This window comes from Pseudomonas sp. S5F11 (assembly GCF_019641515.1).
GTDB classification, from domain to species: domain Bacteria; phylum Pseudomonadota; class Gammaproteobacteria; order Pseudomonadales; family Pseudomonadaceae; genus Aquipseudomonas; species Aquipseudomonas rhodesiae.
In genome coordinates, this window is record NZ_JAIFJZ010000001.1 from 2,526,735 (window position 1) to 2,552,688 (window position 25,954).

Sequence of the window (25,954 nt, forward strand, 5' to 3'; positions counted from 1 at the left end):
TGAATCTTTGTTACCGTTCAGGCGATAATCCATTGGTAGGGATCACTGTACTGCGTAACTTTCTGTCACAATTTGCCATCTCCCTTGAGAAGCCCCTATGGACACTTTGCAAAACATGCGCGCCTTCAGTTGCGTGGCCGAAGCGGGCAGCTTCACCGCCGCCGCCGCCCAACTGGACACCACCACTGCCAACGTCTCGCGCGCGGTCTCCAACCTTGAGGCCCATCTGCAAACCCGCTTGCTCAACCGCACCACCCGTCGCATTGCCCTCACCGAGGCGGGTAAACGCTACCTGCTGCGCTGTGAACAGATCCTCGCTTATGTCGAGGAAGCCGAAGCCGAGGCCAGCGACGCCCACGCCCGTCCCGCCGGGCAACTCAAAGTGCACACCATGACCGGCATCGGCCAGCATTTCGTGATCGATGCCATTGCCCGCTACCGCCGCACGCACCCGGACGTTACCTTCGACCTGACTCTGGCCAACCGCGTGCCGGACCTGCTCGACGAGGGCTACGACGTGTCCATCGTGCTGGCCAGCGAATTGCCGGATTCGGGTTTCGTATCCCAGCGCCTGGGAATTACCTACAGCATCGCCTGCGCTTCGCCGGACTACGTCAAGACCAAAGGTTGCGCACAGCGCCCCCAGGACTTGCTCAACCACGCGTGCCTGCGCCTGGTCAGCCCGGTGATCCAGCTGGACAAATGGACGTTCAATGGCCCCGAAGGCCAGGAAAGCGTGGCGATCAACACCTCGCCGTTCCTGGTGAACTCGGCCGACGCGATGAAAACCGCCATCACCAGCGGCATGGGCGTCGGCCTGCTGCCGGTGTACGCCGCCATCGAAGGCCTGCGTAACGGCACGCTGGTACGGGTCATGCCCAACTACCGCTCCCAAGAGCTGAACCTGTACGCCATCTACCCATCGCGCCAATACCTGGATGCGAAGATCAAGACCTGGGTGGAATACCTGCGCGGCTCGCTGCCGGAGATTCTGGCGGCTCATCAGGCCGAATTGGTGGCGTATGAATTAAGCGGCAGCTTGGGTGGGGTGCGGTTGGCTAATTGATCGCCAACAAACAACCCATTGGGGCCTGTGCTCAGATTGGTTCGGCGGTGTCCTGACAACCGCCGGCAGGAATGTTAGCGTGCTTGGCATTCTTTCGTAGTCGATGAGCCCCGCCTGCCATGAAAAAGACTGTCCTCGCCTTCAGCCGCATCACCGCGCCGATGATCGAACGCCTGCAACAGGATTTCGAAGTCATCGCGCCTAACCCCAAGCTGGGGGATATTAATGCGCAGTTCGCTGAAGCCCTGCCCCACGCCCACGGCCTGATCGGCGTGGGTCGCAAGCTGGGCCGCGCGCAGCTCGAAGGCGCGGCCAAGCTGGAGGTGGTATCGAGCGTGTCGGTGGGCTACGACAATTACGATGTGCCGTACCTCACCGAGCGTGGAATCATGCTCACCAACACCCCCGACGTACTGACCGAAAGCACCGCCGACCTGGCCTTCGCCCTGCTGATGAGCAGTGCGCGACGCGTGGCCGAGCTGGACGCCTGGACCAAGGCCGGGCAATGGAAGGCCAGCGTCGGCGCGCCGTTGTTCGGCTGCGATGTGCATGGCAAGACCCTGGGCATCGTCGGCATGGGCAATATCGGCGCGGCAGTCGCGCGGCGCGGGCGTCTGGGTTTCAACATGCCGATCCTGTACAGCGGCAACAGCCGCAAACCGGCGCTGGAACAGGAGCTGGGCGCGCAGTTTCGCAGTCTCGACCAGTTGCTGGCCGAAGCGGATTTCGTCTGCCTGGTGGTGCCGTTGAGCGACAAGACCCGGCACCTGATCAGCACCCGCGAGCTGGGGCTGATGAAGCCCAGCGCCATCCTCGTGAACATTTCCCGCGGCCCGGTGGTGGACGAGCCGGCGCTGATCCATGCCTTGCAGAACCACATCATTCGCGGCGCGGGGCTGGACGTCTACGAACAGGAACCTTTGGCCGAGTCGCCGCTGTTCCAACTGAGCAATGCCGTGACCCTGCCGCACATCGGCTCGGCCACCACCGAAACTCGCGAAGCCATGGCCAACCGCGCCCTGGACAACCTGCGCAGCGCCCTGCTCGGGCAAAGGCCCCAGGACCTGGTGAACCCGCAGGTGTGGAAGGGCTAAAGCCGGGGCCGCGGAGGTCGATAACCTTCCATAGATCGTCCTCCGTGATTCACAGAAGGTTTTTATGCCTACCTCCAAAGCCCGCGCAGACTCACTCTCGCTTCTGCTCTTTACCTTGCGCAGCGGCAAGCTGATGGCCATCAACCTGCTGAAAGTCAGCGAAATCATCCCTTGCCCGCCGCTGACCAAATTGCCGGAGTCCCATCCTCACGTTAAAGGCATCGCCACCCTGCGCGGTTCCTCACTGTCGGTGATCGACCTGAGCCGCGCCCTCGGCGAGATGCCGCTGGAAGATCCGAACGGTGGCTGCCTGATCGTCACCGATGTGAGCCGTTCCAAGCAGGGCCTGCATGTGCAGGCGGTGAGCAAGATCGTGCACTGCCTGACCACCGATATCCGCCCGCCGCCCTACGGCTCAGGCGGCAACCGCGCGTTTATCACCGGGGTGACCCAGGTGGAAGGCGGCCTGGTGCAGGTGCTCGACATCGAAAAAGTGATCCACGGCATTGCCCCCGCGCCGATTGAAACCGCACCCACCGACCTGACCATGGAAGAAGCCGAAGTGCTTGGCCATGCGCGGATTCTGGTGGTGGATGACAGCCAAGTGGCGTTGCAGCAGTCGGTGCACACCCTGCGCAACCTCGGCCTGACCTGCCACACCGCGCGCAGTGCCAAGGAAGCCATCGACGTACTGCTTGAACTGCAAGGCACCGGCGAAGAGATCAACGTGGTGGTATCGGACATCGAGATGTCCGAAATGGACGGTTACGCCCTCACCCGCACTCTACGCGAAACCCCGGATTTCCAGCACCTCTATGTGCTGCTGCACACCTCCCTGGACAGCGCCATGAACAGCGAAAAAGCACGCCTGGCCGGGGCTAACGCGGTGCTGACCAAGTTTTCCTCCCCAGAACTGACCAAGTGCCTGGTGGTCGCCGCTCAGACCGTAGCGCAACAAGGCCGCTGATCGATGGTTGAGTATTTCCAACTGCTACGCCGCCCGCTCGGCGGCAGCCTGCCCGCCCCGCAGTGGCCGGCCGGTACGCAGCTGGATCATTACCGAGAAGAACTGGCGCCAGCAATTCATGCGGTTCTGCGCATGACCCAGGACCAAGGCGGCGGCCGCGTGCCCGACCTACCCACCTGGCAGGCTCAGTTCACCACCGATGCCGAGTTCGACCCCACCCTGTGTCTGGTGGCCAGCAACCCGTCGGGCGTTCTCGGCGTGGCGCAATGCTGGACCAGCGCGTTTATCAAGAACCTCTCCGTGCATCCCTGCGCACAAGGCCAAGGGCTGGGACGGGCGTTGTTGCTGCACGCGTTCCAGGTGTTCAAGCAGCGCGGCGAACCCTACGTGGACCTCAAAGTGCTGGAAAGCAACCTGCGCGCCCGACGGCTGTATGAAAGCGCGGGCATGGGCTTCGTGCTGCGCGACGTGGTTGATCGCGAGTGACTGGCGCATAACTTGCTTCCAGAGTCGCACAACGGCGAACAGAGGTAAAAACCCGTCACCGTTGCCGCGTGCCCTCTGACCTAGCCTGGTAACAGATCCGCCATGAATACCCATTTTTCCTGCGTCGGTTGTGGCAAATGCTGCTCCGACCACCATGTCCCGCTGACCCTCGACGAAGCCCGTATGTGGGCGGCCGACGGCGGAAATGTCATCGTTCTGGTGGAAGGCTTTCTCGGCAACGGCCTGGGCCTGCCCGCCCATCAACGCGAGCATGCCGAACGGCGGTCGGTGGTGGTTCCCAGCGGCACTGCCGAAGCATTTGTGGCCATCACGTTTGCCGCCTATAACGCCGGACGCTGCCGGAATCTTGACGAAGACAACCTATGCCGCATTTATGAACGGCGCCCGCTGGTGTGTCGCATCTACCCGATGGAGATCAACCCGCATATCCCGTTGAACCCTGCCGCCAAAGAATGCCCGCCGGAGTCCTGGGAACAGGGGCCGGCATTGATCGTCGGTGGTCAATTGGTGGATCGGGAATTGGCGCAGTTGATTGAACGCTCCCGTCAGGCCGACCGCGACGACGTGCAGACCAAGGAAGCGGTGTGTGCACTGCTGGGCATTCGCACCACCGCGCTCAAGGGCGATGGGTTCACGGCTTACTTGCCGGACATGGGCGCGTTTGCCCAGGCGATCGAACAGGCGACGCAGCAACCAAAAGTGGCAAGTGACTGGGTGTTTCATGTGTCTGGGCTGGACATCGCCGAGCAGGTGCTGGATGCCGGCGCGCAGATTGCGACCGAGGTGCCGGCCAACTACGCGTTTATCCCGTTGCGGGCGGCGTAAGTCGCTGCGCCCCTCGGCTGCTCACATACTAGCCGTCATGCCCGATGGGCGGGGCATCGAGGCGGTAGGGTTGAACGATGCGCTGGTACTCGCCGTTGTGCATAAGCTGCTCAAGGGCGCGGTTGAGTGCTTGGCGCAACGCGGTATCCGGTTTGCGCACCGCAATCGCCACGCCGTCGCCCAATAGCTCGGCGGAAACGGGTGGGCCTAGAAAGTCAAAAGCCTGGCCCTCGGGGGTATCGAGTAAAGCCTCGCGAATTTCCACGGTGCCTTGCAAGGTTGCATCGATATCCCCCGCCACAAGGCTGCGGACCAGTTCGTCATTGAGCCAGAAGCTTTTGACGACCACGCCTTTGGGCGCCCATTTCGAGCGGGCGAAGGCTTCACGGTTACTGCCCAACAGCACGCCGACACGCTTGCCCTTGAGCGAGCGGGCAGAGGGCTGCAAGCCGGAGGTTTTGCGCGCCACCAGGCGGGTGGTAAAGGGATAGAGAAGATCGGTGAAGTTCGCCCAACGTCGCCGTTTGGAAGTGGGGGCGATGCCCATGATTGCGTCAAAGTGGCGTGCATCCAACGCGCTGAAGTCTTCGACCTGCACTTGGTCGACCCAGGTGCAGCGCACATTCAATTGCACGCACAAGGCATTGCCCAACTCGATGTTCAAGCCGACCAGTTGCCCTTGCGGGTTGCGACTCTGGAACGGGGGGAATTGTGCGGCAACGGCGAAACGGATTTCGTCACGCGGTTGATCAGCGGCTGCCACGGCATCCACCGACAGCAACAGGGCAAGCGCTACACACAGGTGTATCAAAGCCACGGGAAACATCCTTTTCCGGAAAGACCAACCTCACCATCCCTGCGCGGTAACCCTGGGGCATGGCAGAAGCTGGCAAGCTTTCTGGAAACGGATGTCATCCTACAAGCAGAAATATCAGCAGTATTTGTAGGCAAACGCCATAACTAACCGACCGACTTTATTCTCAGCGTTTACCCATGGAGCGCCGAGTGCCCGGCGGGGCCATGCCCGGGGTTTTGGTGTGGCCGTTCTTGGCGCCGTTCTTATACCAAGGCTGTGCGGCGTTCTTGGCTCCGGCGAGCTCACCCGGCTTGAAGGGAAACTTGAACGCCGGGATCTCGGCCTTTTCAACGCCTTCGGCGCTGGCCGGATCGGCGAGGTCGGCCGCTTCAACAGGGGATTGTGTCGGGGAATTCATGGAAGCTCCGGAGCATGCAAAAAATGAAGCGAAGCCGGCTTGCGGGCTTCGCTGGCGCGCAGTATACCTGCCCGCCTCGGATCTTTAACCACCGCCTGTACGAATGGTCGGCGTTTGCTGACAGCGCTGTCAGTTAGCAGTCACCTTGCTGACCGGGTTGGCGGGCTATAAAGACGGCCAACCCTTTCACTCCTCTGTCCCGGCGCCTCAGCCCATGCACATTCAGCGAAAAACCGCCCTGATCGCGGTTGTCCTCGTGGTATCCGCGATTGCCCTCTGGGCCGTGACCCGCCCGGCCAAGCCCCGGCTGGCGGCGCCCAGCGCGATCCCGGTACGGGTGGTGAACGTGACGCAGCAGGACGTGCCTCGGTTTGTCAGCGGCATCGGCACGGTGTTGTCGCTGCACAGTGTGGTAGTGCGCCCGCAGGTGGACGGTATTCTCACCCGATTGCTGGTCAAGGAAGGCCAGTGGGTCAAGGCCGGTGACCTGTTGGCTACCCTGGATGACCGCTCGATTCGCGCCAGCCTCGATCAGGCCAGGGCGCAGTTGGGCGAGAGCCAGGCGCAGTTGCAGGTGGCGCTGGTCAACCTCAAGCGCTACAAGGCGTTGAGTGTCGATGACGGCGTGTCCAAGCAGACCTATGACCAGCAGCAAGCCCTGGTCAACCAGCTCAAGGCCACCGCCCAGGGCAACCAGGCGGCGATTGATTCGGCTCAAGTGCAGCTTTCCTACACGCAGATTCGTTCGCCGGTCAGTGGCCGAGTCGGTATTCGCACGGTGGATGAAGGCAACTTCTTGCGCAGCAGCGATGCCCTGGGCCTGTTTTCCGTGACGCAGATCGACCCGATCGCTGTGGAATTTTCCCTGCCGCAGCAGATGCTGCCGACCCTGCAAGGCCTGATCGCCGCGCCGGAAAAAGCCAGTGTCGACGCCTATCTGGGCGCCGACACCGACGGCCAGACTGGCGATTTACTGGGCCGTGGCCACCTGAGCCTGATCGACAACCAGATCAACTCCACCACCGGCACCCTGCGCGCCAAGGCCGAGTTCAGTAACCCCGCCCAGCGCCTGTGGCCGGGGCAACTGGTGACCATCAAAATCCAGACCGCCCTCGACAAAAATGCCCTGGTAGTGCCGCCGACCGTGGTGCAGCGCGGCCTGGATTCACACTTTGTGTACCGGGTCAACGGTGACAAGGTCGAGGTGGTACCAGTGCAGGTCACCTATCAGAACAGCGACCTCAGCCTGATCCAGGGTGTGCAGGCCGGGGATGTGCTGGTCAGCGATGGTCAGTCGCGGCTCAAGGCCGGCGCCCGGGTCGAGGTGCTCAAAGAGCCGCCCCAGGTGATCCAAACCGTCGACGCCACGGTGCAGCCATGAACGGCAGCCGCTCTCCGTCGGCCTGGTGTGTCGACCATCCGGTCGCCACCTTGCTGCTGACCTTCGCCCTGGTACTGCTCGGGCTGATTGCCTTCCCGCGCCTGGCTATCGCGCCACTGCCGGAGGCGGAATTTCCGACAATTCAGGTCAGCGCCCAGTTGCCCGGCGCCAGCCCCGACACCATGGCCTCGTCCGTGGCCACGCCGTTGGAAGTGCAATTCAGCGCGATCCCCGGCGTGACCCAGATGACCTCCAGCAGCGCCTTGGGCTCCACCCTGCTGACCCTGCAATTTACCCTCGACAAAAGCATCGACACTGCCGCCCAGGAAGTGCAGGCCGCGATCAACACCGCGTCCGGCAAGCTGCCCAGCGATATGCCGAGCTTGCCGACCTGGAAGAAGGTCAACCCGGCGGACAGCCCGGTGCTGATCCTCAGCGTCAGCTCCGACAGCATGCCCAGCACCGAACTGAGCGACTACGTGGAAACCCTCCTGGCCCGACAGATCAGCCAGATCGACGGCGTCGGCCAAATCAACATCACCGGTCAGCAACGTCCTGCGATCCGCGTGCAAGCCTCCCCCGACAAACTCGCGGCCATCGGCCTGACCCTCGCCGATATCCGCCTGGCCATCCAGCAGTCGAGCCTGAACCTGGCCAAGGGCGCGATCTACGGCGATAACAGCGTATCGACCCTGTCGACCAACGATCAGTTGTTTCATCCCGAGGACTACGCACGGTTGATCGTGTCCTACAAGGACGGCGCGCCGGTGCAATTGCGCGATATCGCCAAGGTCATCAATGGTTCGGAAAACGCCTACGTGCAGGCCTGGTCCGGGGATACACCCGGGGTAAACCTGGTGATCTCACGCCAGCCCGGCGCGAATATCGTCGAGACCGTGGACCGCATCCAGGCGCAGTTGCCGCGCCTGCAAGCCATGCTGCCAGCGTCGGTGCAGGTCAGTGTGCTGAGCGACCGCACCAAGACCATCCGCGCCTCGCTGCATGAGGTGGAAGTGACCTTGCTGATCGCGGTCCTGCTGGTGGTGGCGGTGATGGCGTTGTTCCTGCGCCAACTGTCGGCCACGCTGATTGTGTCCAGCGTGCTCGGCGTGTCGTTGATCGCCAGTTTTGCCCTGATGTACCTGATGGGCTTCAGCCTGAACAACCTGACCCTGGTGGCCATCGTGATCGCCGTGGGCTTTGTGGTGGACGATGCCATCGTGGTGGTGGAGAACATCCACCGCCATTTGGAGGCCGGCCTCGATCAACGCGCGGCGGCGATCAAGGGTGCCGGCGAGATCGGCTTTACGGTGGTGTCCATCAGCTTTTCGCTGGTGGCGGCGTTTATCCCGCTGCTGTTCATGGGCGGCGTGGTCGGACGCCTGTTCAAGGAGTTCGCGCTGACCGCCACCTCGACCATCCTGATTTCGGTGGTGGTGTCCCTGACCCTGGCACCGACCCTGGCCGCGTTATTCATGCGCGCGCCCAGTCATCACGCCCATGCCAAACCCGGTTTCAGCGAGCGCCTGCTGGCCGGCTATGCGCGTAACCTGCGAAGGGCCCTGGCTCATCAGCGCAGCATGCTGGCGATCTTCGGGGTGACTCTCGCGTTGGCCGTGGTCGGTTACGTGTTTATTCCCAAAGGGTTCTTCCCGGTGCAGGACACCGGCTTCGTGCTCGGCACCAGCGAGGCGGCGGCCGATGTGTCGTTCCCGGACATGGTCGCCAAGCACAAAGCACTGGCCGAGATCATCAAGGACGACCCGGCGGTGCAGGCGTTCTCCCACGCGGTTGGGGTGACCGGCAGCAACCAGACCATCGCCAACGGCCGGTTCTGGATCGCCTTGAAAGATCGCGGGTCGCGCGATGTATCGGCCAGCCAGTTTATCGACCGCGTCCGCGCGAAACTGGCCAAGGTGCCGGGCATCGTGCTGTACCTGCGCGCCGGCCAGGACATCAACCTCAGCTCCGGCCCCAGCCGCGCCCAATATCAATATGTGCTCAAGAGCAACGACGGCCCGACGCTCAACACCTGGACCCAGCGCCTCACCGAAAAACTGCGCGCCAACCCGGCCTTTCGCGATCTGTCCAATGACCTGCAACTGGGCGGCAGCATCACCCACATCAGCATCGATCGGCAGGCCGCCGCGCGGTTCGGTCTGACCGCCACCGATGTGGATCAAGCACTGTATGACGCCTTCGGCCAGCGCCAGATCAACGAATTCCAGACGGAGATCAATCAATACCAAGTGGTGCTGGAGCTGGACCGCCAACAACGCGGCAAGGCCGAGAGCCTGAACTACTTTTACCTGCGCTCGCCGCTGACCAACGAGATGGTGCCGCTATCGGCCTTGGCCAAGGTCGACCCACCGACCGTGGGGCCGTTGTCCATCAGCCATGACGGTATGTTCCCGGCCGCCAACCTGTCCTTCAACCTGGCACCCGGTGTGGCGCTGGGGGATGCGGTGATCATGCTCGACCAGGCCAAGGCCGAGATCGGCATGCCCAGCACCCTCATCGGCACCTTCCAGGGCGCGGCCCAGGCGTTCCAAAGTTCACTGGCCAGCCAGCCATGGCTGATCCTCGCGGCGCTGGTGGCGGTGTACATCATCCTGGGGGTGCTGTACGAAAGCTTCGTGCATCCGCTGACGATCATCTCGACCCTGCCTTCGGCGGGCCTCGGCGCGCTGATCATGCTGACCTTGATGGGCCAGGACTTTTCGATCATGGCGTTGATCGGCCTGGTGCTGCTGATCGGCATCGTGAAAAAGAACGGCATCCTGATGATCGACTTCGCCCTGGAGGCTCAGCGCGTGCGCGGGCTGACGCCCCAGGAAGCGATTTATGAAGCCTGCGTCACGCGGTTCCGGCCGATCATCATGACCACCCTCGCCGCCCTGCTCGGCGCGGTGCCGCTGATGCTCGGTGCCGGGCCAGGTGCGGAGCTGCGCCAACCGCTGGGTATCGCAGTGGTCGGCGGGCTGCTGGTGAGCCAGGCGCTGACCCTGTTCACCACGCCGGTCATATACTTGTACCTCGAAAAAATTTTCCATCGGCCCACACCAGCGCCCGCGCTGGCGACCACAGAATGAGGCGGGGTCATGCGCGTCCTGATTATCGAAGATGAAGAGAAAACCGCGGACTACCTGCATCGCGGTCTGACGGAGCAAGGCTACACCGTGGATGTCGCGCGCGACGGCGTCGAGGGCTTGCACCTGGCCCTGGAGAATGATTACGCAGTGATTGTGCTCGACGTGATGCTGCCCGGCCTCGATGGCTTTGGTGTGCTGCGCGCCTTGCGTGCTCGCAAGCAGACCCCGGTGATCATGCTCACCGCCCGCGAGCGCGTGGAAGACCGCATCCGTGGCCTGCGCGAAGGCGCCGACGATTACTTGGGCAAACCGTTTTCGTTTCTCGAACTGGTGGCACGCCTGCAAGCCTTGACGCGTCGCAGCGGCGGGCATGAGCCGGTGCAGGTGACGGTCGCCGACCTGTGGATCGACCTGATCAGCCGCAAGGCCAGTCGCAACGGCGTGCGCCTGGACCTCACCGCCAAAGAGTTCTCGCTGCTCAGTGTATTGGCGCGCCGCCAGGGCGAGATCCTGTCCAAGACCGCCATCGCGGAGATGGTCTGGGACATCAATTTCGACAGCGATGCCAACGTGGTCGAGGTGGCGATCAAGCGTCTGCGCGCCAAGCTCGACGGCCCGTTCGAACACAAACTGCTGCACACCATCCGTGGCATGGGCTATGTGCTGGAGAACCGCAGTGCCGGCTAATTCCATTGCGCTGCGCCTGAGCGGCATGTTCACCCTGGTTGCGGCGCTGATCTTCCTGTTGATCGGCGGTGCGCTGTACCAACAAGTGGATCGCGGCCTGGGCCTGTTGCCGGGGGCCGAATTGGACGCGCGCTACAGCGTGCTCGAATCTTCGGTGAACCGCTTCGGCACGCCGGACCACTGGGCCAAGATCACCAACAAACTCAAGCTGCTGAGCGAAGAAGACAAGCGCATTCACTTCTGGGTAGTCAGCAACGACCCGGCCTACGAATACGGCAATCCCGATGCGCAGATCCGCGCCTTCGCCGCCGGCCCCACCGGTAAGCGCGACCTGCATCTGCCCGGCCATCGCTACCCGCTTAAAGTGCTGGTCAGCCAGTTCCCGGCCAAGGACCAGCGCCCGCCGCTGCGCTTTATGATCGCCGTCGACACCGAAAACTTTCGCGCCACCCAGCATCAGTTGCTGGTGGCGTTGGTCAGCCTGGCGCTGGTGGGCGTGTTGCTGGCGGCGTTGCTGGGGTTCTGGGTCTCGCGCATTGGCCTCAAGCCGTTGGGCAAACTCTCGGAAGAAGCGCAGAAACTGGCACCGCCCAAGCTCTCCGGGCGCCTGCAGTTATCGCCGTTGCCGCCGGAACTCAGTCAGTTCGTCAACTCGTTCAATGCCACCCTCGACCGCGTGGAACAGGCATATTCGCGCCTGGAATCGTTCAATGCCGACGTGGCCCACGAACTGCGCTCGCCGCTGACCAACCTGATCGGCCAGACCCAGGTGGCCCTCACACGCGGACGCTCGGCCGAGCATTATCTGGAGGTGTTGCAATCGAACCTGGAAGAGTTGGAACGCCTGCGCTCGATCGTCAATGACATGTTGTTCCTGGCCAGCGCCGATCAGGGCACCAAGGCCACCAAACTGGTTGAAAGCTCACTGGCCGACGAGGTGGCAACCACCCTCGATTACTTGGACTTCATCCTCGAAGACGCCCAGGTGCAAGTGCGGGTCCACGGCGACGCCCAGGTACAGATCGAAAAAGCCCACCTGCGCCGTGCGCTGATCAACTTGTTGAGTAATGCCGTGCAACACACCGCCCCAGGTCAGGTGATTAACGTACATATCGAGGTGCAGGCGCAGCAGGTGGCAATCGCCGTGACCAACCCGGGCGAAACAATCGCCAGTGAACACCTGCCACGGTTGTTCGAGCGCTTCTATCGGGTCGACGCCTCGCGGCGTAACAGCGGGGCGAATCACGGGTTGGGGCTGGCCATCGTCAAAGCGATTGCGCTGATGCACGGCGGGGATGTGTTTGTGCGCAGCGACACCGGTGGCAATACTTTCGGCATCACCCTACCGCTCTAAGTGCGTGACTGTTGCGGTTTGGGCAACAGTTATTATCTTGTTACACTCTGTTTCGCAGTGCTCGCCTGCGTTAATTTGACGCATCGATGAGCGCGACGGCAAAGACAGCTGACCCGCTTACCCGAATTTCCCTCGACTTATTTCCAGGGCTCTACGCTGGGAATCTGTCTTAAAGCCGCTGACCTTCAGCGGCTTTTTTTTGCCGTCAAAAAGGCCGGGCATCCCCCACGACACCGGCCGTTTACGATTGACCCAAAGGAGCTTTACTGGTGAAGAACTCACTGACGTTCACCCCGTTATTTCTCGCGATTGCAGCAACGATTATCCCCCTAGCCCACGCAGCAGACAGCCTCCCCGCCGACGGTTTCGTCGAAGGTTCACACCTTAGAATCGACACCCGTAATTACTATATGAACCGCGACCGTCGCGACTTCCACACCGACGACAGCAAGGAATGGGGCCAGGGTTTTATCGGCACCTTCGAATCGGGCTACACCCAGGGCACCGTCGGTTTCGGCCTGGACGCTCACGCCATGCTGGGCCTCAAGCTCGACGGCGGTGGTGGCACCGATGGTTCCAGCATCCTTCCCTATGGCAGCGACAGCGGCAGCGGCAAGGCCCCCGGTTCGTTCTCCACGGCCGGCGGCACCCTGAAAATGCGCGCCTTCGACACCGAACTCAAAGCCGGTGACCTGTTCCTCAATAACCCGGTGATTGCCGGTGGCATGACCCGCATGCTGCCGCAGACTTTCCGTGGCGTTAGCCTGAGCAACCATAGCCTGGACGGCTGGATGTTCGAGGGCGGCCAAGCCAGCTTCACCAAGCTCTACAACCAGAGCGGCCATCGGCGCATCGGCGCCAGCTACGGCGCCTTGCCCGATAACCGCAGCAGTCAACACCTGGATTGGGCCGGCGTGTCGTTCAGCGGTGTGCCGGGGGTGACCAGCAATCTCTATGCATCCGAACTCAAGGACGTCTGGCACCAGTACTACTACGACCTGGACTACACCTACGCCCTCAACGACCTGGTCACCCTCAACCCGGGCCTGCACTACTACCACACCCAGGACACCGGCCAATCCCTGTTGGGGGATATCGACAACAACACCTGGAGCCTGCATTTGACCGTGGGCGTAGGCAACCATAGCGTGACCGCCGCCTACCAGCGGGTTAACGGCAATACGCCGTTTGACTACATCACCCAGGGCGACAGCGTGTACCTGGATAACTCCCAGCAATACTCGGACTTCAACGGCCCGAATGAACGCTCGTGGAAGCTCAAGTACGCCTATGATTTTGTCGGCCTCGGTATGCCCGGCCTGACCACGGCGGTGTCGTACATCAGCGGCAAGACCGACTTGACCCAGGTCGACCCGCAAAGCCGTGGCTACAGCGCCTGGTACAGCGCCGACGGTAAGGACGCCAAGCACTGGGAGCGGGATATCGATTTGAAATATGTGGTGCAAGGCGGCCAGGCCAAAGACCTGGCCGTGCGCCTGCAATGGGCGACCCACCGTGGCAGCAACGGCTACTCGGCAGTAGACCGCGATGTGGATGAATACCGGGTGATCGTCGACTATCCGATTGATGTGTTCTGAGGCACCTTTCTTTCTTTGGTAACCGAGTATCCAATCTTCATCGGGTAGAACTAAACTGCCAGCATCCATACCGCTGAAGTTCTGCCCGATGAGTCCACGCCGTGCTCGCCACCCTTCCGCACACCCGCAATTGTTGCTCCTTCTGGGCAGCGGCCTCACCGTCGTCCTGATCGTCATTATCGTCGCGGCGTTATTGATCCGCGAACACACCAGTACCCTGCAGGCGGCCAAGCGCTCGTCCACCAATATCGCCCAACTGATCAACGCCGATGTGCTGCGCAACGTCGAGCTGTACGACCTGGCCCTCAAGGGGCTGATAGCCGCCAGGCAGCGCGAGGACCTGGCCAAGGTCGACGCCACTATCCAACACCTGGTGCAATTCGATTTATCCACCGCCGCGCCCTTTAAAGGCGAGGTGCTGATGCTGGATGCCAATGGCACCGTGATCGCGGATTCCTCGACCCTGCGGCCCACCCCGCGCAATTTCGCTGATCGCGATTATTTCCAGGTGCATCTGAAGGACCCGCAGGCCGGTTTGTATATCAGCCGGGCCTTCCAGACCCGTTGCGACTGCGACCAAGTGTGGCGCATAGCATTCAGTCGGCGCGTATCGGGGCCCAATGGCGAGTTCGCCGGCGTTGCGGTGGCGACCATGCGCCTGGCGTATTTCGATCAATTGTTCAGCACCCTGGCCATCGGCAACGGTAGCAGCGTCAACCTACTCAATACCCACGGCATCCTGCTGGCCCAACAGCCGCTGCTCGAAAGCGACATGATTAACAAGGATTTGAGCGAGCGACCGAATTTCAAGCGCATGTTGCGCGAAGGCAATGGCAGCTTCCAGGCAACCTCGACCATCACCGGCAAGGACCGGCTGTACACCTTCACTACCGTGGGCACACTGCCACTGATCGTAGTGGTGGCGCTGTCTCGCGAGGATGTGTTCGCCCCCTGGAAACGCGCCGCACTGCTGACCAGCGGCGCGACCGGCATTCTGTGCATCGGGTTGTTGTGGCTGGCCTGGATGCTGCGTCGCGAGCTGCGACGTCGCTATCGCGCCGAACGGGTGCTGTCAGAACTGGCAGCCACGGATGCCCTGACCGGACTGGCCAACCGTCGCATCCTCGACGAGCGCCTGCGCCAGGAATGGGATCGCGCCCAGCGCTCGACCGAGCCACTGACCCTGCTGATGATCGACGTGGATCACTTCAAGGCGTTCAACGACCGCCACGGTCATAGCGGCGGCGACGAGGCCCTGCGCACCGTGGCCCAAGTGATCGCCGGCAATATACGCCGCCCCGCCGACCTCGCCGCCCGCTATGGCGGCGAGGAATTCGCGGTGGTGCTGCCCCATACTGATGCCGCAGGCGCCATGGTCATCGCCGAGCACATCCGCAGCAGCGTCGAACACTTGCCACGGGTGGCGGGTAGCGAGCGGCCGATCACCGTGAGCATCGGCGTGAGCACCTGGGATAAACGCAACCGCCAATCCCTGGAAGCGCTGCTGCTCAGTGCGGACCAGGCGTTGTATGAGGCCAAGCACAGTGGGCGCAATTGCATCGTGGATGCCGGTGCACCGCCAACCGAGGCCCACACCCCACAGGAATAAAAAAAGGCCACCCGAAGGCAGCCTTTAAAAACTAAAGAAAGAGAGTTGTTACTTACACCGCCGCAACGGGACGCATGTAAGAGATCGGTGCGGTGCTGGCATCTTCGAAGGTCACGACTTCCCAAGCGTCTGTCTGCTCAATCAACTTGCGCAGCAGCTGGTTGTTAAGGGCGTGGCCCGACTTGAAGCCTTTGAACTCGCCTATCAGGCTATTGCCCAGCAGGTAGAGGTCACCGATTGCATCGAGGATCTTGTGCTTCACGAATTCGTCTTCATAGCGAAGGCCGTCTTCGTTCAGTACACCATCCGCGTCGACCACAATGGCGTTTTCAACGCTGCCGCCGAGTGCGAGGTTGTGCTTGCGCAGGTACTCGATGTCACTCATGAAACCAAAGGTACGGGCGCGGCTGACTTCTTTTACAAACGAAGTGCTGGAAAAATCCACGCTTGCACTTTGGGTGCGGTCACGGAATACCGGGTGATCGAAATCGATCTCAAAGCTCACTTTAAAGCCTTCGAACGGAACGAAGGTGGCGCGCTTGTCGCCGTCTTCTACTGTCACTTCCCGCAGAATGCGAATGAACTTCTTAGCTGCGTCCTGTTCTTCCAGGCCGGCAGATTGAATCAAGAATACGAAGGGTCCAGCGCTGCCATCCATGATCGGGACTTCGGACGCGGAGAGCTCGACGTAGGCGTTATCGATGCCCAAACCGGCCATGGCCGAGAGCAAGTGCTCCACCGTGTCCACTTTGACGTCACCGTTGACCAATGTGGTCGACATAGTGGTTTCGCCAACGTTTTCCGCGCGAGCAGGAATCTGCACCACAGGGTCCAGGTCGGCACGCACAAACACGATGCCGGTGTCGACAGGTGCAGGCTTGAGGGTCAGGTAGACCTTTTCCCCGGAGTGCAGACCTACACCTGTGGCACGAATAATATTCTTCAGGGTGCGTTGTTTAATCATGGCTTGGACCGCTTCAGCGCAAATTGCGAACTGGTATCAACAAAGGCTGGCGATAATAGCAGACCAGACCTTTGCTGAACACCAATCACCTTCATAGCCCTGATACATTCCATTAATCGGCCTGACGACGCAGGAATGCCGGGATGTCCAGGTAGTCCAGGTCATCTTGCGGATTCGGGCTACGGGACGCCGCAGCACCGGCCTGAGCCTGGTTGCGCATCACAGTCGGACGATCCAGATCGCGGTAGTTCACCGACGGCAGCTCCTGACGCGCAGGGGCTGGAGCGGCAGCCGCCTGGCTGGCCTGGCTGCTGTGCAGGGTGTTGTCGATGACCTTCACAGGCTTCTCGATCTTGGCACCCAGACCGGTGGCAACCACGGTGACGTGCAGCTCGTCGCGCATGTCCGGATCGATCACGGTACCGACCTTGACCATGGCGTGCTCGGAAGCGAAGGCTTCAATGATGCTACCCACGTCGGAGTACTCACCCAGGGACAGGTCAGGACCGGCGGTGATATTCACCAGGATGCCGCGTGCGCCTTGCAGGTTCACGTCTTCCAGCAGCGGGTTGCGGATGGCCGCTTCGGTAGCTTCGCGTGCACGGTTCGGACCGCTGGCGCAGCCAGTGCCCATCATCGCCATGCCCATTTCGCTCATCACGGTACGGACGTCGGCAAAGTCGACGTTGATCATGCCTGGGCGCTTGATGATGTCGGAGATACCGCGAACGGCACCGGCCAGTACATCGTCAGCCTTGGCGAAAGCGGACAGCAGGCTAGCGTCCTTGCCCAGGATGGTCAGCAGTTTCTCGTTGGGAATAGTGATCAACGAGTCGACGCTTTCAGACAGCAGACGGATGCCTTCGTCGGCGATCTGCATACGCTTGCGACCTTCGAACGGGAACGGACGGGTCACTACTGCAACCGTCAGAATCCCCATTTCCTTGGCCACTTCGGCGATGATCGGCGCAGCACCGGTACCAGTGCCGCCGCCCATGCCGGTGGTGATGAACACCATGTTGGTGCCTTGCAGCACTTCGGCAATACGCTCGCGGTCTTCCAGGGCGGCTTGACGGCCGACTTCCGGGTTGGCGCCAGCGCCGAGGCCCTTGGTCACCGCGGTGCCCAATTGCAGGATGGTGCGCGCGCCGATGCTTTTCAGCGCCTGGGCATCCGTGTTGGCGCAGATGAATTCAACGCCTTCAATGTTGCTCTTGACCATATGGTTGACAGCGTTGCCGCCGCCACCGCCGACACCGATCACTTTGATGACCGGGCTGGCGGGGATGTTGTCTACGAGTTCGAACATTTTCCCTCTCCTTTCGTTTTCTCTAGTTTTTTCGCCTACTGCTTTACAGCAGCTCCAAGTTGCAAGCCATGAGCTGCAAGCTTGAAGCTTGTAACTTGTCGCATGAAGCCAACTTCGTTAGAAGTTCCCTTTTACCCAAGCCTGTAACCGCTCGAACAACGGTGCCTTGGCTTCGTCGTCGCCACGGTAGCTGTCACGGTTGCTTGGGCCCGACAGGGAAATGCCGTCGGTCTGCTTCTGCAGCCCGTACAACAGCAAACCCACGCCGGTGGAATAAATCGGGTTGCGCACCACGTCGCCCAAGCCCTTGACGCCATGTGGCACGCCCAGGCGCACCGGCATATGGAAGATTTCCTCGGCCAGTTCGACCGCGCCTTCCATCTTCGAGGTGCCGCCGGTCAGCACGATGCCGGCCGGGATCAAATCTTCGTAGCCGCTGCGGCGCAGTTCAGCCTGGATCAGGGTGAACAGTTCGTCGTAGCGCGGCTCGACCACTTCGGCAAGGGCCTGACGCGACAGTTCGCGCGGTGGACGATCGCCCACGCTCGGCACTTTGATGGTTTCGCCGGCACCGGCCAGTTTGGCCAGGGCGCAGGCGTAACGGATCTTGATTTCTTCGGCGTACTGGGTCGGTGTGCGCAGTGCCATGGCGATGTCGTTGGTCACCTGGTCGCCGGCAATCGGGATCACGGCGGTGTGACGGATCGCACCTTCGGTGAAGATCGCGATATCGGTGGTACCGCCGCCGATGTCCACCAGGCACACGCCCAGTTCTTTTTCGTCGTCGGTCAGCACCGAGTAGGCCGAGGCCAGTTGCTCAAGGATGATGTCGTCGATTTCCAGGCCGCAACGGCGCACGCACTTCTCGATGTTTTGCGCGGCATTGACCGCACAAGTCACCACATGGACCTTGGCTTCCAGACGTACGCCCGACATGCCCAAAGGCTCGCGAACGCCTTCCTGGTTATCGATCACGTAGTCCTGCGGCAGGGTGTGCAAGACGCGCTGGTCAGCCGGGATTGCTACGGCCTGGGCGGCGTCGAGCACACGCTCCAGGTCGGCCGAGCTGACTTCGCGGTCGCGGATCGCCACGATGCCGTGGGAGTTCAGGCTGCGGATATGGTTGCCCGCCACGCCAACGAACGCCGAGTGAATCCGGCAACCGGCCATCAACTGCGCTTCTTCGATGGCGCGCTGGATCGATTGCACGGTGGACTCGATGTTCACCACCACGCCCTTCTTCAGGCCCCGGGACGGATGCGTGCCAATACCGACGATTTCGATCGTGCCGTCTTCCCCGACCTCGCCCACCAGCGCCACCACCTTGGAGGTGCCGATATCCAGACCGACGATCATTTTGCCGCTTTGCACGTTTGCCATGGGTCCTGCCTCTTCTTAATTCTTCGCGACAGCGGGTTGCGCTGCCGTGGGCGCAGCCGGTTCACGCCAGCCGACGGCAAGGCCGTTGGCGTAACGCAGGTCGACGCTCGCAATGTTCGTAATCTGTTCTTTCAAGGTTTTGTCGTAGATGGCAATAAAGCGGCGCATCTTCTCCACCAAGCGGTCGCGTCCCAGCAACAACTCGATGCCCGGGCCGGAACTGCCTGCCCCGGTTGTCAAAAACCAGCTGCCCCGTTCACGCAATTCCAGGCGTGCAATGGAGAAGCCCAGTGGCCGCAGCATCTGGCTCAAGGCCTGGTACTGCTGCATCACTTGCTGCTGCGCCCGCTGCGGCCCGAACAACTGCGGCAGGTGCTCGTAGTTGGCCAGCTCACGCGGGGTGAACGCCTGGCCCTGGTTGTTCAACAGCGCCTCGTCCCCCCAACGGGCCACCGGCAGTTGTTCTTCCAGGCGGATCGTCACCTGATCCGGCCACACGCGACGCACTTCGGCGTGGGCGATCCACGGCATCTGCTCCAGCTCCCGGCGCATGCCGGCCAGGTCGATGGTGAAGAAGCTCGCCGCCAGGAACGGGCCGATGCGCTGCTGTACCGCCTGCTGGCTGATGTAGCTCAGATCGCCCTGCACACTGATCTTGGTGATGGGGCGGTCGGCGTACGGCAGTAGACGCTGCGCGCCTTCATAAGTGCCGAAGCCCAATACCACCAGCAACACCGGCCAGAACAGCGCCTTGAGGAAAGCAAAATTGGCTTTCGGCAGGCGCGCCGACATCGGCTCTTTAGCCACCATGCGACTGGCACCCCGGGGCACCGGCTTGCGGCTCGGTGCACGTGGGGGCTGATGACGAAGCGATGCGCCTTTCATGTCGTTAGCCTCTTGCCTCGATGCTGGCGGCCAGGATCGCCAGCACCAACTGCTGGAAGTCCAGACCGGCGGCACGGGCAGCCATTGGTACCAGGCTGTGATCGGTCATGCCTGGTGCGGTGTTGACCTCAAGGAACCAGAAGTTGCCTTGGTCGTCCTGCATCACGTCTGCCCGTGCCCAACCGGCGATACCCAACGCCTCACAGGCTTTCGCCGTAAGGTCCATCAATTCCTGTTCTTTGTTTGCGTCGAGGCCGCATGGGATCCGGTACTGGGTATCGGAAGCCAGGTACTTGGCGTCGTAATCGTAAAAGGTGTGGGGCGTGCCCAATGCGATGGGCGGCAATACCTGGCCACGCAGGGTGGCGATGGTGTACTCGGGACCGGAAATCCACTGTTCCACCAACACTTGCGAATCGTAGGTACTTGCCGCTTTCCATGCGTCGATCAATTCGGCGGCCGAGTTCACTTTGGCCATGCCGATACTGGAGCCTTCATGGGCAGGTTTGACGATCAAAGGAGTGCCCAGTTCCTCGACTGCAGAAATACAATCGGCTTCGCTGCACAGAACACTGTGACGCGGGGTTGGAATACCCAGGCTGTGCCACACCTGCTTGGTGCGCAGCTTGTCCATGGCCAATGCCGAGGCCAGGATGCCGCTACCGGTGTAGGGAATACCGGCGCACTCCAACAGGCCCTGCATGCTGCCGTCTTCACCGCCGCGACCGTGCAGGATGATAAAGGCGCGGTCGATTTTTTCGGCCAACAGGCGCGCGAGAAAATCATCGCCCACATCAATCCCGAACGCATTCACGCCGGCGCTTTGCAGGGCTTCGAGCACGGCGTTGCCGGACTTGAGTGACACTTCACGCTCGGCGCTCTTACCGCCAAACAACACCGCCACGCGGCCGAAGTCGGCAGGCGTGATGGTGGAAAACAGGGCTTCGTAGTTCGTGATCATTTCGACTTCCCCTGGGCAGCGGCGAAGAGCGGGCTCGCCAGCAATTTAGGGGCAAGGCCACCGATGTCACCGGCGCCCTGGCACAGCAGAATGTCACCGGCACGCAGCAGCGGCTTGACGATTGGCGCCAGGTCCACACCGCGCTCGATGTAGATCGGGTCCAACTGGCCACGCTGGCGGATGCTGTTGCATAGCTTGCGGCTGTCGGCGCCCGGGATCGGTTCTTCACCGGCCGGGTAGACCTCCATCAGCAGCAGCACGTTGGCGTCGGCCAATACATTGACGAAGTCATCGTATAGATCGCGGGTACGGCTGTAGCGGTGCGGCTGGTACACCATCACCAGGCGACGCTCCGGCCAGCCACCGCGCACGGCCTTGATCACGGCGGCGACTTCGGTCGGGTGGTGACCATAGTCGTCCACCAGCATCACGTCGCCGCCCTCTACCGGCAATTGGCCGTAGACCTGGAAGCGTCGGCCCACACCGGCAAAGCGCGACAGACCTTCGACGATCGCTTCATCGCTGACGCCTTCATCGGAAGCAATGCAGATGGTCGCCAGGGAGTTCAATACGTTGTGGTTACCCGGCATGTTCACCGACACATCCAACGGCTCACGGTCCGGACGCAGCACGGTGAAGAAGGTTTGCATGCCTTCCTGACGCACATTGATCGCACGCACGTCGGCATCTTCGCTGAAGCCGTAAGTGACGGTCGGGCGTTTGACCAGCGGCAGAATCTCGCGCACTACAGGGTCGTCCAGGCACACCACCGCCAAGCCGTAGAACGGCAGGTTGTGGAGGAACTCGACGAAGGTTTTCTTCAACTTGTTGAAGTCACCGTCGTAGGTCGCCATGTGGTCGGCGTCGATGTTGGTGACCACAGCCACCAACGGTTGCAGATGCAGGAAGCTGGCATCGCTTTCGTCGGCTTCGGCGATCAGGTAGCGGCTGGTGCCAAGCTGGGCGTTGGTGCCGGCTGCATTCAGACGGCCGCCGATCACAAACGTCGGGTCCAGGCCACCGGCGGCGAACACCGAGGCGATCAGGCTGGTGGTGGTGGTTTTGCCGTGGGTGCCGGCGACCGCGATGCCGTGGCGATAGCGCATCAGCTCGGCGAGCATCTCGGCGCGCGGCACCACGGGAATACGACGTTCAAGGGCGGTGGCCACTTCCGGGTTAGCTGTGTTCACCGCGCTGGACACCACCAGCACATCGGCCTCGGCGGCGTTCTCGGCACGGTGGCCGATAAAGATCTGCGCACCAAAGGATTTGAGGCGGTCGGTGACCTGGGATTCTTTCAAGTCCGAACCGGACACCTGATAGCCCAGGTTGAGCAGCACTTCAGCAATGCCGCACATACCCACGCCGCCGATTCCGACGAAGTGAATGCGACGGATACGGCGCATTTCCGGCTGCGGCATGGCTTTCTGATTCTCAACCATGGGCCACCTCCAGGCAGATATCGACCACGGTGCGGGTTGCTTCAGGTTTGGCCAGGCGGCTTGCGGTGCTCGCCATGCTGTTAAGTCGTTCCGGTTGCATCAAAACCTCGGTCAGGCGTGCGGCCAAATCGGCGGCGCCAGTCGTTCTTTGCGGCAGCAGGAAGGCAGCGCCCTCCCCGGCCAAATATTCGGCGTTGCGGGTCTGGTGATCGTCAATCGCATGGGGCAGAGGCACCAGCAAGGACGGCAGACCGGCGGCGGCCAGTTCACTGACGGTCAGCGCACCAGCGCGACAAACCACCAGGTCGGCCCAGCCATAGGCATGGGCCATGTCTTTGATGAAAGGCTGTACGTTGGCCTCCACACCGGCTTCGCGATAACGCGCGGCGGTGACTTCATCGTGGTTTTTGCCGGCCTGGTGAAAGATCTCCGGGCGTAGCTCCAACGGCAGTTGTGCCACGGCTTCGGGCAGCAATTTGTTCAGTGGTTCAGCGCCCAGGCTTCCGCCCAGGATCAACAGGTGCGCCTTGCGCCCGGCCAAGGCATCGCGAGCGATGCCCATGAACAGCTCGGTACGCACCGGGTTGCCGGTGGTGCGGCGTTTGCTCGACAAGCCAAAGGTGTTCGGGAATGCCTCACACACCCGCGCCGCCAGCGGCACCAGCAGGCGGTTGGCGGTGCCGGCCACGGCATTCTGTTCGTGGACGATCACCGGTACACCGGCCAGCCTGGCTGCTACGCCGCCAGGGCCGGTCACGTAACCGCCGAAGCCAAGCACGCAGACAGGCTTCAACTCACGGATAACCTTGCGCGCCTGCCAAACCGCCTTGAGCAATACGAACGGTGCTTTGAGCAAGGACAACTTGCTCTTGCCACGTAGGCCGCTGACGTTGATCAGGTGCAGCGGCAACCCAGCGTTAGGCACCAATTCGTTCTCGATGCCGCGCGGCGTCCCCAGCCAGTGCACCGTGTAGCCACGGCTCTGGAATTCCCGCGCACACGCCAGGGCCGGGAACACATGGCCCCCGGTACCACCCGCCATGATCAGCACATTAGCGCCCATGGATAGGCTCCTCGGCGAAGTCGCTTTCGCTGAATTCCATCTCTTCGCTGCCCAGGTGGGTGCGACTCTCCCACTCGATGCGCAGCAGCAAACCCAGGCACGCGCAGCAAATCACCAAGGAACTGCCGCCGTAGCTAAGGAACGGCAAGGTCAGCCCTTTGGTCGGCAGCAGGCCGACGTTCACACCGATATTGATCAGGAACTGGCCGATCCACAGGAACGACAAGCCGTACGCCACATACGCGGCGAAATATTGTTTGGCCTTCTCGGCCCACAAGCCGATATACATGCCGCGTACACACACGAACACGAACAGCGCAACAGTGCACAGCGAGCCCACTACGCCGAGCTCTTCGGCGAGTACCGAGAACACGAAGTCCGTGTGGGCTTCGGGCAGGTAGAACTGCTTCTGTACGCTGTTGCCCAGGCCAACGCCCAGCCACTCGCCGCGACCGAAAGCGATCAACGCCTGGGTCAGCTGGTAGCCGGAACCGAACTGGTCGGACCATGGGTCGGTAAAGGTGATCAGACGCGCCATCCGGTAGGGTTGCGCCTGCACCAGAATCGTCACGGCCGCCACCGCCAGCACCACCATCAAGGTGAACCGGAACAGACCTACACCGCCAAGGAACAGCATCGCCGCCGCCGCCCCCATCATCACCACGGTGGCGCCGAAGTCGGGTTCCATCAGCAACAGGCCGGCCATGGGCAGCAGCACGATGAATGGCTTGAAGAACCCCATCCAACTCTCGCGCACTTCCTTCTGACGTCGCACCAGATAGCCAGCCAGGTAGATCACCACGAACACCTTGGCGATTTCCGAGGGTTGCACGTTGAACGCGCCGAAACCGATCCAGCGCATCGAGCCGTTTACCTCGCGACCGATGCCCGGCAGGATCACCATCACCAGCAAGCCGAACGCGCCGATCAACATCAGCCAGCCCAGGCGCTGCCAAGTGGCGATGGGGATCATCATGGTCACGATGCAGGCACCGATACCGATCACCAGGTACACCAGATGGCGGATCATCATGTAGAGGGTGTTGCCGGACTGCACGGCGGCGACTTCGGAAGACGCCGAAGTGATCATCACCAAGCCCAGGCCCAGCAGCGCCAGGCAACCGGCAAGCATTGGGAAATCCAGGTCGATACCGCGCCCGGTAATAATCGGCGACGGGTACGGCTTGATGATGTTTCTCAGGTTCAGGTTCATGCCAAGGCCTCCACGGCGCGAGCGAACAGCTGGCCGCGCTCTTCGTAGTTCTTGAACATGTCCAGGCTGGCACAGGCCGGCGACAGCAGAACGGCGTCACCGGGTTGGGCCACGGCTTTGCATTGCAGGACGGCCTCGTCCAGGGAGGCCACGCGAATCTGCGGCACCGCGTCACCGAGGGCGGCGGCGATCAGCTCGGCATCACGGCCCAGCAACACCACGGCGCGGCAGTGGGCGGCCACCGGTGCCTTGAGATCCTTGAAGTCGGCGCCCTTGCCGTCACCACCGGCGATCAGCACCAGCTTACCGTCGATATCGGCGCCAAGGCCTTCGATGGCAGCCAGCGCGGCGCCGACATTGGTGGCCTTGGAATCGTTGTAATAGCTCACGCCATCCAGGTCACGCACCCACTGGCAGCGGTGTTCAAGCCCGGCGAAAGTGCGCAGGGTCGAGAGCATGGCATCGAACGGCAAACCCACGGCATGCCCGAGCGCCAGTGCCGCCAGGGCGTTCGACTGGTTGTGGGCACCACGGATTTTCAACTCGCGCACCGGCATCAGGCTCTGGAATTCGAATGCCAGGTATTTCTCGCCATTCTCTTCACGAATGCCGAAAGCCTTGAAGTCGGGTTTGCCCAAACCGAATGTCCAGCATGGCAACCCTTCGCCCATCAGCGGACGGCTCAGGGCATCATTACGGTTGACCACCACTTGCTTAGCGCCGCGAAAGATCCGGTGCTTGGCCAGGTGATACGCCGGTAGGCCGCTGTAGCGGTCCATGTGGTCTTCACTCACGTTCAACACGGTGGCCACTTCGGCACCGAGGTCGTGGGTGGTCTCCAGTTGGAAGCTCGACAGTTCCATCACGTACAGCTCGACATCATCGCTGAGCAGGTCCAGCGCCGGGGTGCCGAGGTTGCCACCCACGGCCACGCGCTTGCCGGCCGCTGCCGCCATGTCGCCGACCAGGGTAGTGACGGTGCTTTTCGCGTTGGAACCGCTGATGGCTACAATCGGCGCCTTGGCATTGCGCGCAAACAGGTCGATATCGCCGGACAGCTTCACGCCACGGGCCGCAGCCGCTTGCAGGGCCGGAGTCGCCAGGGCCAGGCCGGGGCTCACGTAGAGCTCGTCGGCGCGGCACAGAAACTCGACATCCAGCTCGCCACAACGCACTTCCACGTGCGGGTAGTCACGACGCAGCGTGACCAGCTCCGGTGGATTTTCCCGCGTATCGGCCACGGCAAACGACGTGCCCCGGCTCGCCAGGAAGCGAACCAGGGACATGCCGCTCTTGCCGAGGCCGACAACGATGCGGAAGTGGTCTGAAGCGATCAGGGACAC

The 25,954-nt window shown here is 61.8% G+C and carries 22 protein-coding genes; 11 read left to right on the forward strand and 11 right to left on the reverse strand.

What is annotated here, in order from left to right; all coding sequences use genetic code 11:
* The first annotated feature begins 97 nt into the window (after nt 1-97).
* The 5 genes from K1567_RS11410 to K1567_RS11430 all read left to right on the forward strand — a co-directional run bounded on the left by K1567_RS11410 (nt 98) and on the right by K1567_RS11430 (nt 4,459).
* On the forward strand, nt 98-1,066 hold the full coding sequence (locus K1567_RS11410; RefSeq protein WP_034095981.1) for a LysR family transcriptional regulator: 969 nt from the start codon (nt 98-100) through the stop codon (nt 1,064-1,066).
* A 119-nt stretch (nt 1,067-1,185) separates the two neighbouring features.
* Entirely contained in the window at nt 1,186-2,160 is a 975-nt protein-coding gene (locus K1567_RS11415) for a D-glycerate dehydrogenase (protein ID WP_220698509.1), read from the forward strand.
* Nucleotides 2,161-2,224: 64 nt separating this feature from the next.
* Entirely contained in the window at nt 2,225-3,127 is a 903-nt protein-coding gene (locus tag K1567_RS11420; protein ID WP_034111821.1) for a chemotaxis protein CheV, read from the forward strand.
* Nucleotides 3,128-3,130: 3 nt separating this feature from the next.
* The gene (locus K1567_RS11425) at nt 3,131-3,613 is read left to right on the forward strand and encodes an N-acetyltransferase (protein WP_034111819.1); all 483 of its coding nucleotides are present in this window, start codon (nt 3,131-3,133) and stop codon (nt 3,611-3,613) included.
* Between the two features lie 102 nt (nt 3,614-3,715).
* Nucleotides 3,716-4,459 carry a YkgJ family cysteine cluster protein gene (locus K1567_RS11430; RefSeq protein WP_034095977.1) on the forward strand — a complete coding sequence of 248 codons (744 nt, stop codon included), beginning with the start codon at nt 3,716-3,718 and terminating at the stop codon, nt 4,457-4,459.
* A gap of 28 nt (nt 4,460-4,487) precedes the next feature.
* Here the strand turns inward: K1567_RS11430 and K1567_RS11435 are convergent, their stop codons facing one another.
* Both K1567_RS11435 and K1567_RS11440 read right to left on the reverse strand, forming a co-directional pair.
* On the reverse strand, nt 4,488-5,276 hold the full coding sequence (locus K1567_RS11435) for a transporter substrate-binding domain-containing protein (protein WP_220698510.1): 789 nt from the start codon (nt 5,274-5,276) through the stop codon (nt 4,488-4,490).
* Nucleotides 5,277-5,439: 163 nt separating this feature from the next.
* A complete protein-coding gene (locus tag K1567_RS11440; RefSeq protein WP_034111815.1) occupies nt 5,440-5,673 on the reverse strand; it encodes a hypothetical protein in 234 nt (77 codons plus the stop codon).
* A 214-nt stretch (nt 5,674-5,887) separates the two neighbouring features.
* Between K1567_RS11440 and K1567_RS11445 the strand changes: the two genes are divergently transcribed.
* The 6 genes from K1567_RS11445 to K1567_RS11470 all read left to right on the forward strand — a co-directional run bounded on the left by K1567_RS11445 (nt 5,888) and on the right by K1567_RS11470 (nt 15,394).
* On the forward strand, nt 5,888-7,054 hold the full coding sequence (locus K1567_RS11445; protein WP_047881634.1) for an efflux RND transporter periplasmic adaptor subunit: 1,167 nt from the start codon (nt 5,888-5,890) through the stop codon (nt 7,052-7,054).
* Entirely contained in the window at nt 7,051-10,146 is a 3,096-nt protein-coding gene (locus tag K1567_RS11450) for a multidrug efflux RND transporter permease subunit (protein WP_034111812.1), read from the forward strand. The genes K1567_RS11445 and K1567_RS11450 overlap by 4 nt, the downstream gene beginning before the upstream one ends.
* Nucleotides 10,147-10,155: 9 nt before the next feature.
* A complete protein-coding gene (locus K1567_RS11455; protein WP_034095972.1) occupies nt 10,156-10,833 on the forward strand; it encodes a heavy metal response regulator transcription factor in 678 nt (225 codons plus the stop codon).
* Entirely contained in the window at nt 10,823-12,187 is a 1,365-nt protein-coding gene (locus K1567_RS11460; protein WP_169867999.1) for a heavy metal sensor histidine kinase, read from the forward strand. Before K1567_RS11455 ends, K1567_RS11460 begins: the two co-directional genes overlap by 11 nt.
* A 269-nt stretch (nt 12,188-12,456) precedes the next feature.
* Nucleotides 12,457-13,785 carry an OprD family porin gene (locus tag K1567_RS11465; protein ID WP_220698511.1) on the forward strand — a complete coding sequence of 443 codons (1,329 nt, stop codon included), beginning with the start codon at nt 12,457-12,459 and terminating at the stop codon, nt 13,783-13,785.
* An 88-nt stretch (nt 13,786-13,873) separates the two neighbouring features.
* Complete coding sequence (locus K1567_RS11470; protein WP_169867998.1) at nt 13,874-15,394, forward strand: sensor domain-containing diguanylate cyclase; 1,521 nt, start codon at nt 13,874-13,876, stop codon at nt 15,392-15,394.
* A 52-nt stretch (nt 15,395-15,446) separates the two neighbouring features.
* Here K1567_RS11470 and lpxC read toward each other — a convergent pair whose 3' ends face one another.
* The 9 genes from lpxC to murD form a co-directional block, all read right to left on the reverse strand.
* Nucleotides 15,447-16,358, reverse strand: a complete 912-nt coding sequence (gene lpxC, locus K1567_RS11475; protein ID WP_003171886.1) for a UDP-3-O-acyl-N-acetylglucosamine deacetylase — start codon at nt 16,356-16,358, stop codon at nt 15,447-15,449.
* Between the two features lie 112 nt (nt 16,359-16,470).
* Entirely contained in the window at nt 16,471-17,667 is a 1,197-nt protein-coding gene (gene ftsZ, locus K1567_RS11480) for a cell division protein FtsZ (RefSeq protein WP_034095968.1), read from the reverse strand.
* Between the two features lie 117 nt (nt 17,668-17,784).
* Nucleotides 17,785-19,047, reverse strand: coding sequence for a cell division protein FtsA (gene ftsA, locus K1567_RS11485; RefSeq protein WP_034095967.1), 1,263 nt, complete (start codon nt 19,045-19,047; stop codon nt 17,785-17,787).
* A gap of 15 nt (nt 19,048-19,062) precedes the next feature.
* Nucleotides 19,063-19,932: a cell division protein FtsQ/DivIB gene (locus K1567_RS11490; protein WP_034095966.1), complete on the reverse strand. Its 870-nt coding sequence runs from the start codon at nt 19,930-19,932 to the stop codon at nt 19,063-19,065.
* A 4-nt stretch (nt 19,933-19,936) separates the two neighbouring features.
* Entirely contained in the window at nt 19,937-20,893 is a 957-nt protein-coding gene (locus K1567_RS11495; RefSeq protein WP_034095965.1) for a D-alanine--D-alanine ligase, read from the reverse strand.
* Nucleotides 20,890-22,335, reverse strand: coding sequence for a UDP-N-acetylmuramate--L-alanine ligase (murC, locus tag K1567_RS11500; RefSeq protein WP_034095964.1), 1,446 nt, complete (start codon nt 22,333-22,335; stop codon nt 20,890-20,892). The genes K1567_RS11495 and murC overlap by 4 nt, the downstream gene beginning before the upstream one ends.
* Complete coding sequence (murG, locus tag K1567_RS11505) at nt 22,328-23,398, reverse strand: undecaprenyldiphospho-muramoylpentapeptide beta-N-acetylglucosaminyltransferase (protein WP_034095963.1); 1,071 nt, start codon at nt 23,396-23,398, stop codon at nt 22,328-22,330. The genes murC and murG overlap by 8 nt, the downstream gene beginning before the upstream one ends.
* Entirely contained in the window at nt 23,388-24,611 is a 1,224-nt protein-coding gene (gene ftsW / locus K1567_RS11510) for a putative lipid II flippase FtsW (RefSeq protein ID WP_034095962.1), read from the reverse strand. The genes murG and ftsW overlap by 11 nt, the downstream gene beginning before the upstream one ends.
* Nucleotides 24,608-25,954 (reverse strand): UDP-N-acetylmuramoyl-L-alanine--D-glutamate ligase, encoded by a 1,347-nt coding sequence (gene murD / locus K1567_RS11515; protein WP_169867997.1) that lies wholly within the window; start codon nt 25,952-25,954, stop codon nt 24,608-24,610. The genes ftsW and murD overlap by 4 nt, the downstream gene beginning before the upstream one ends.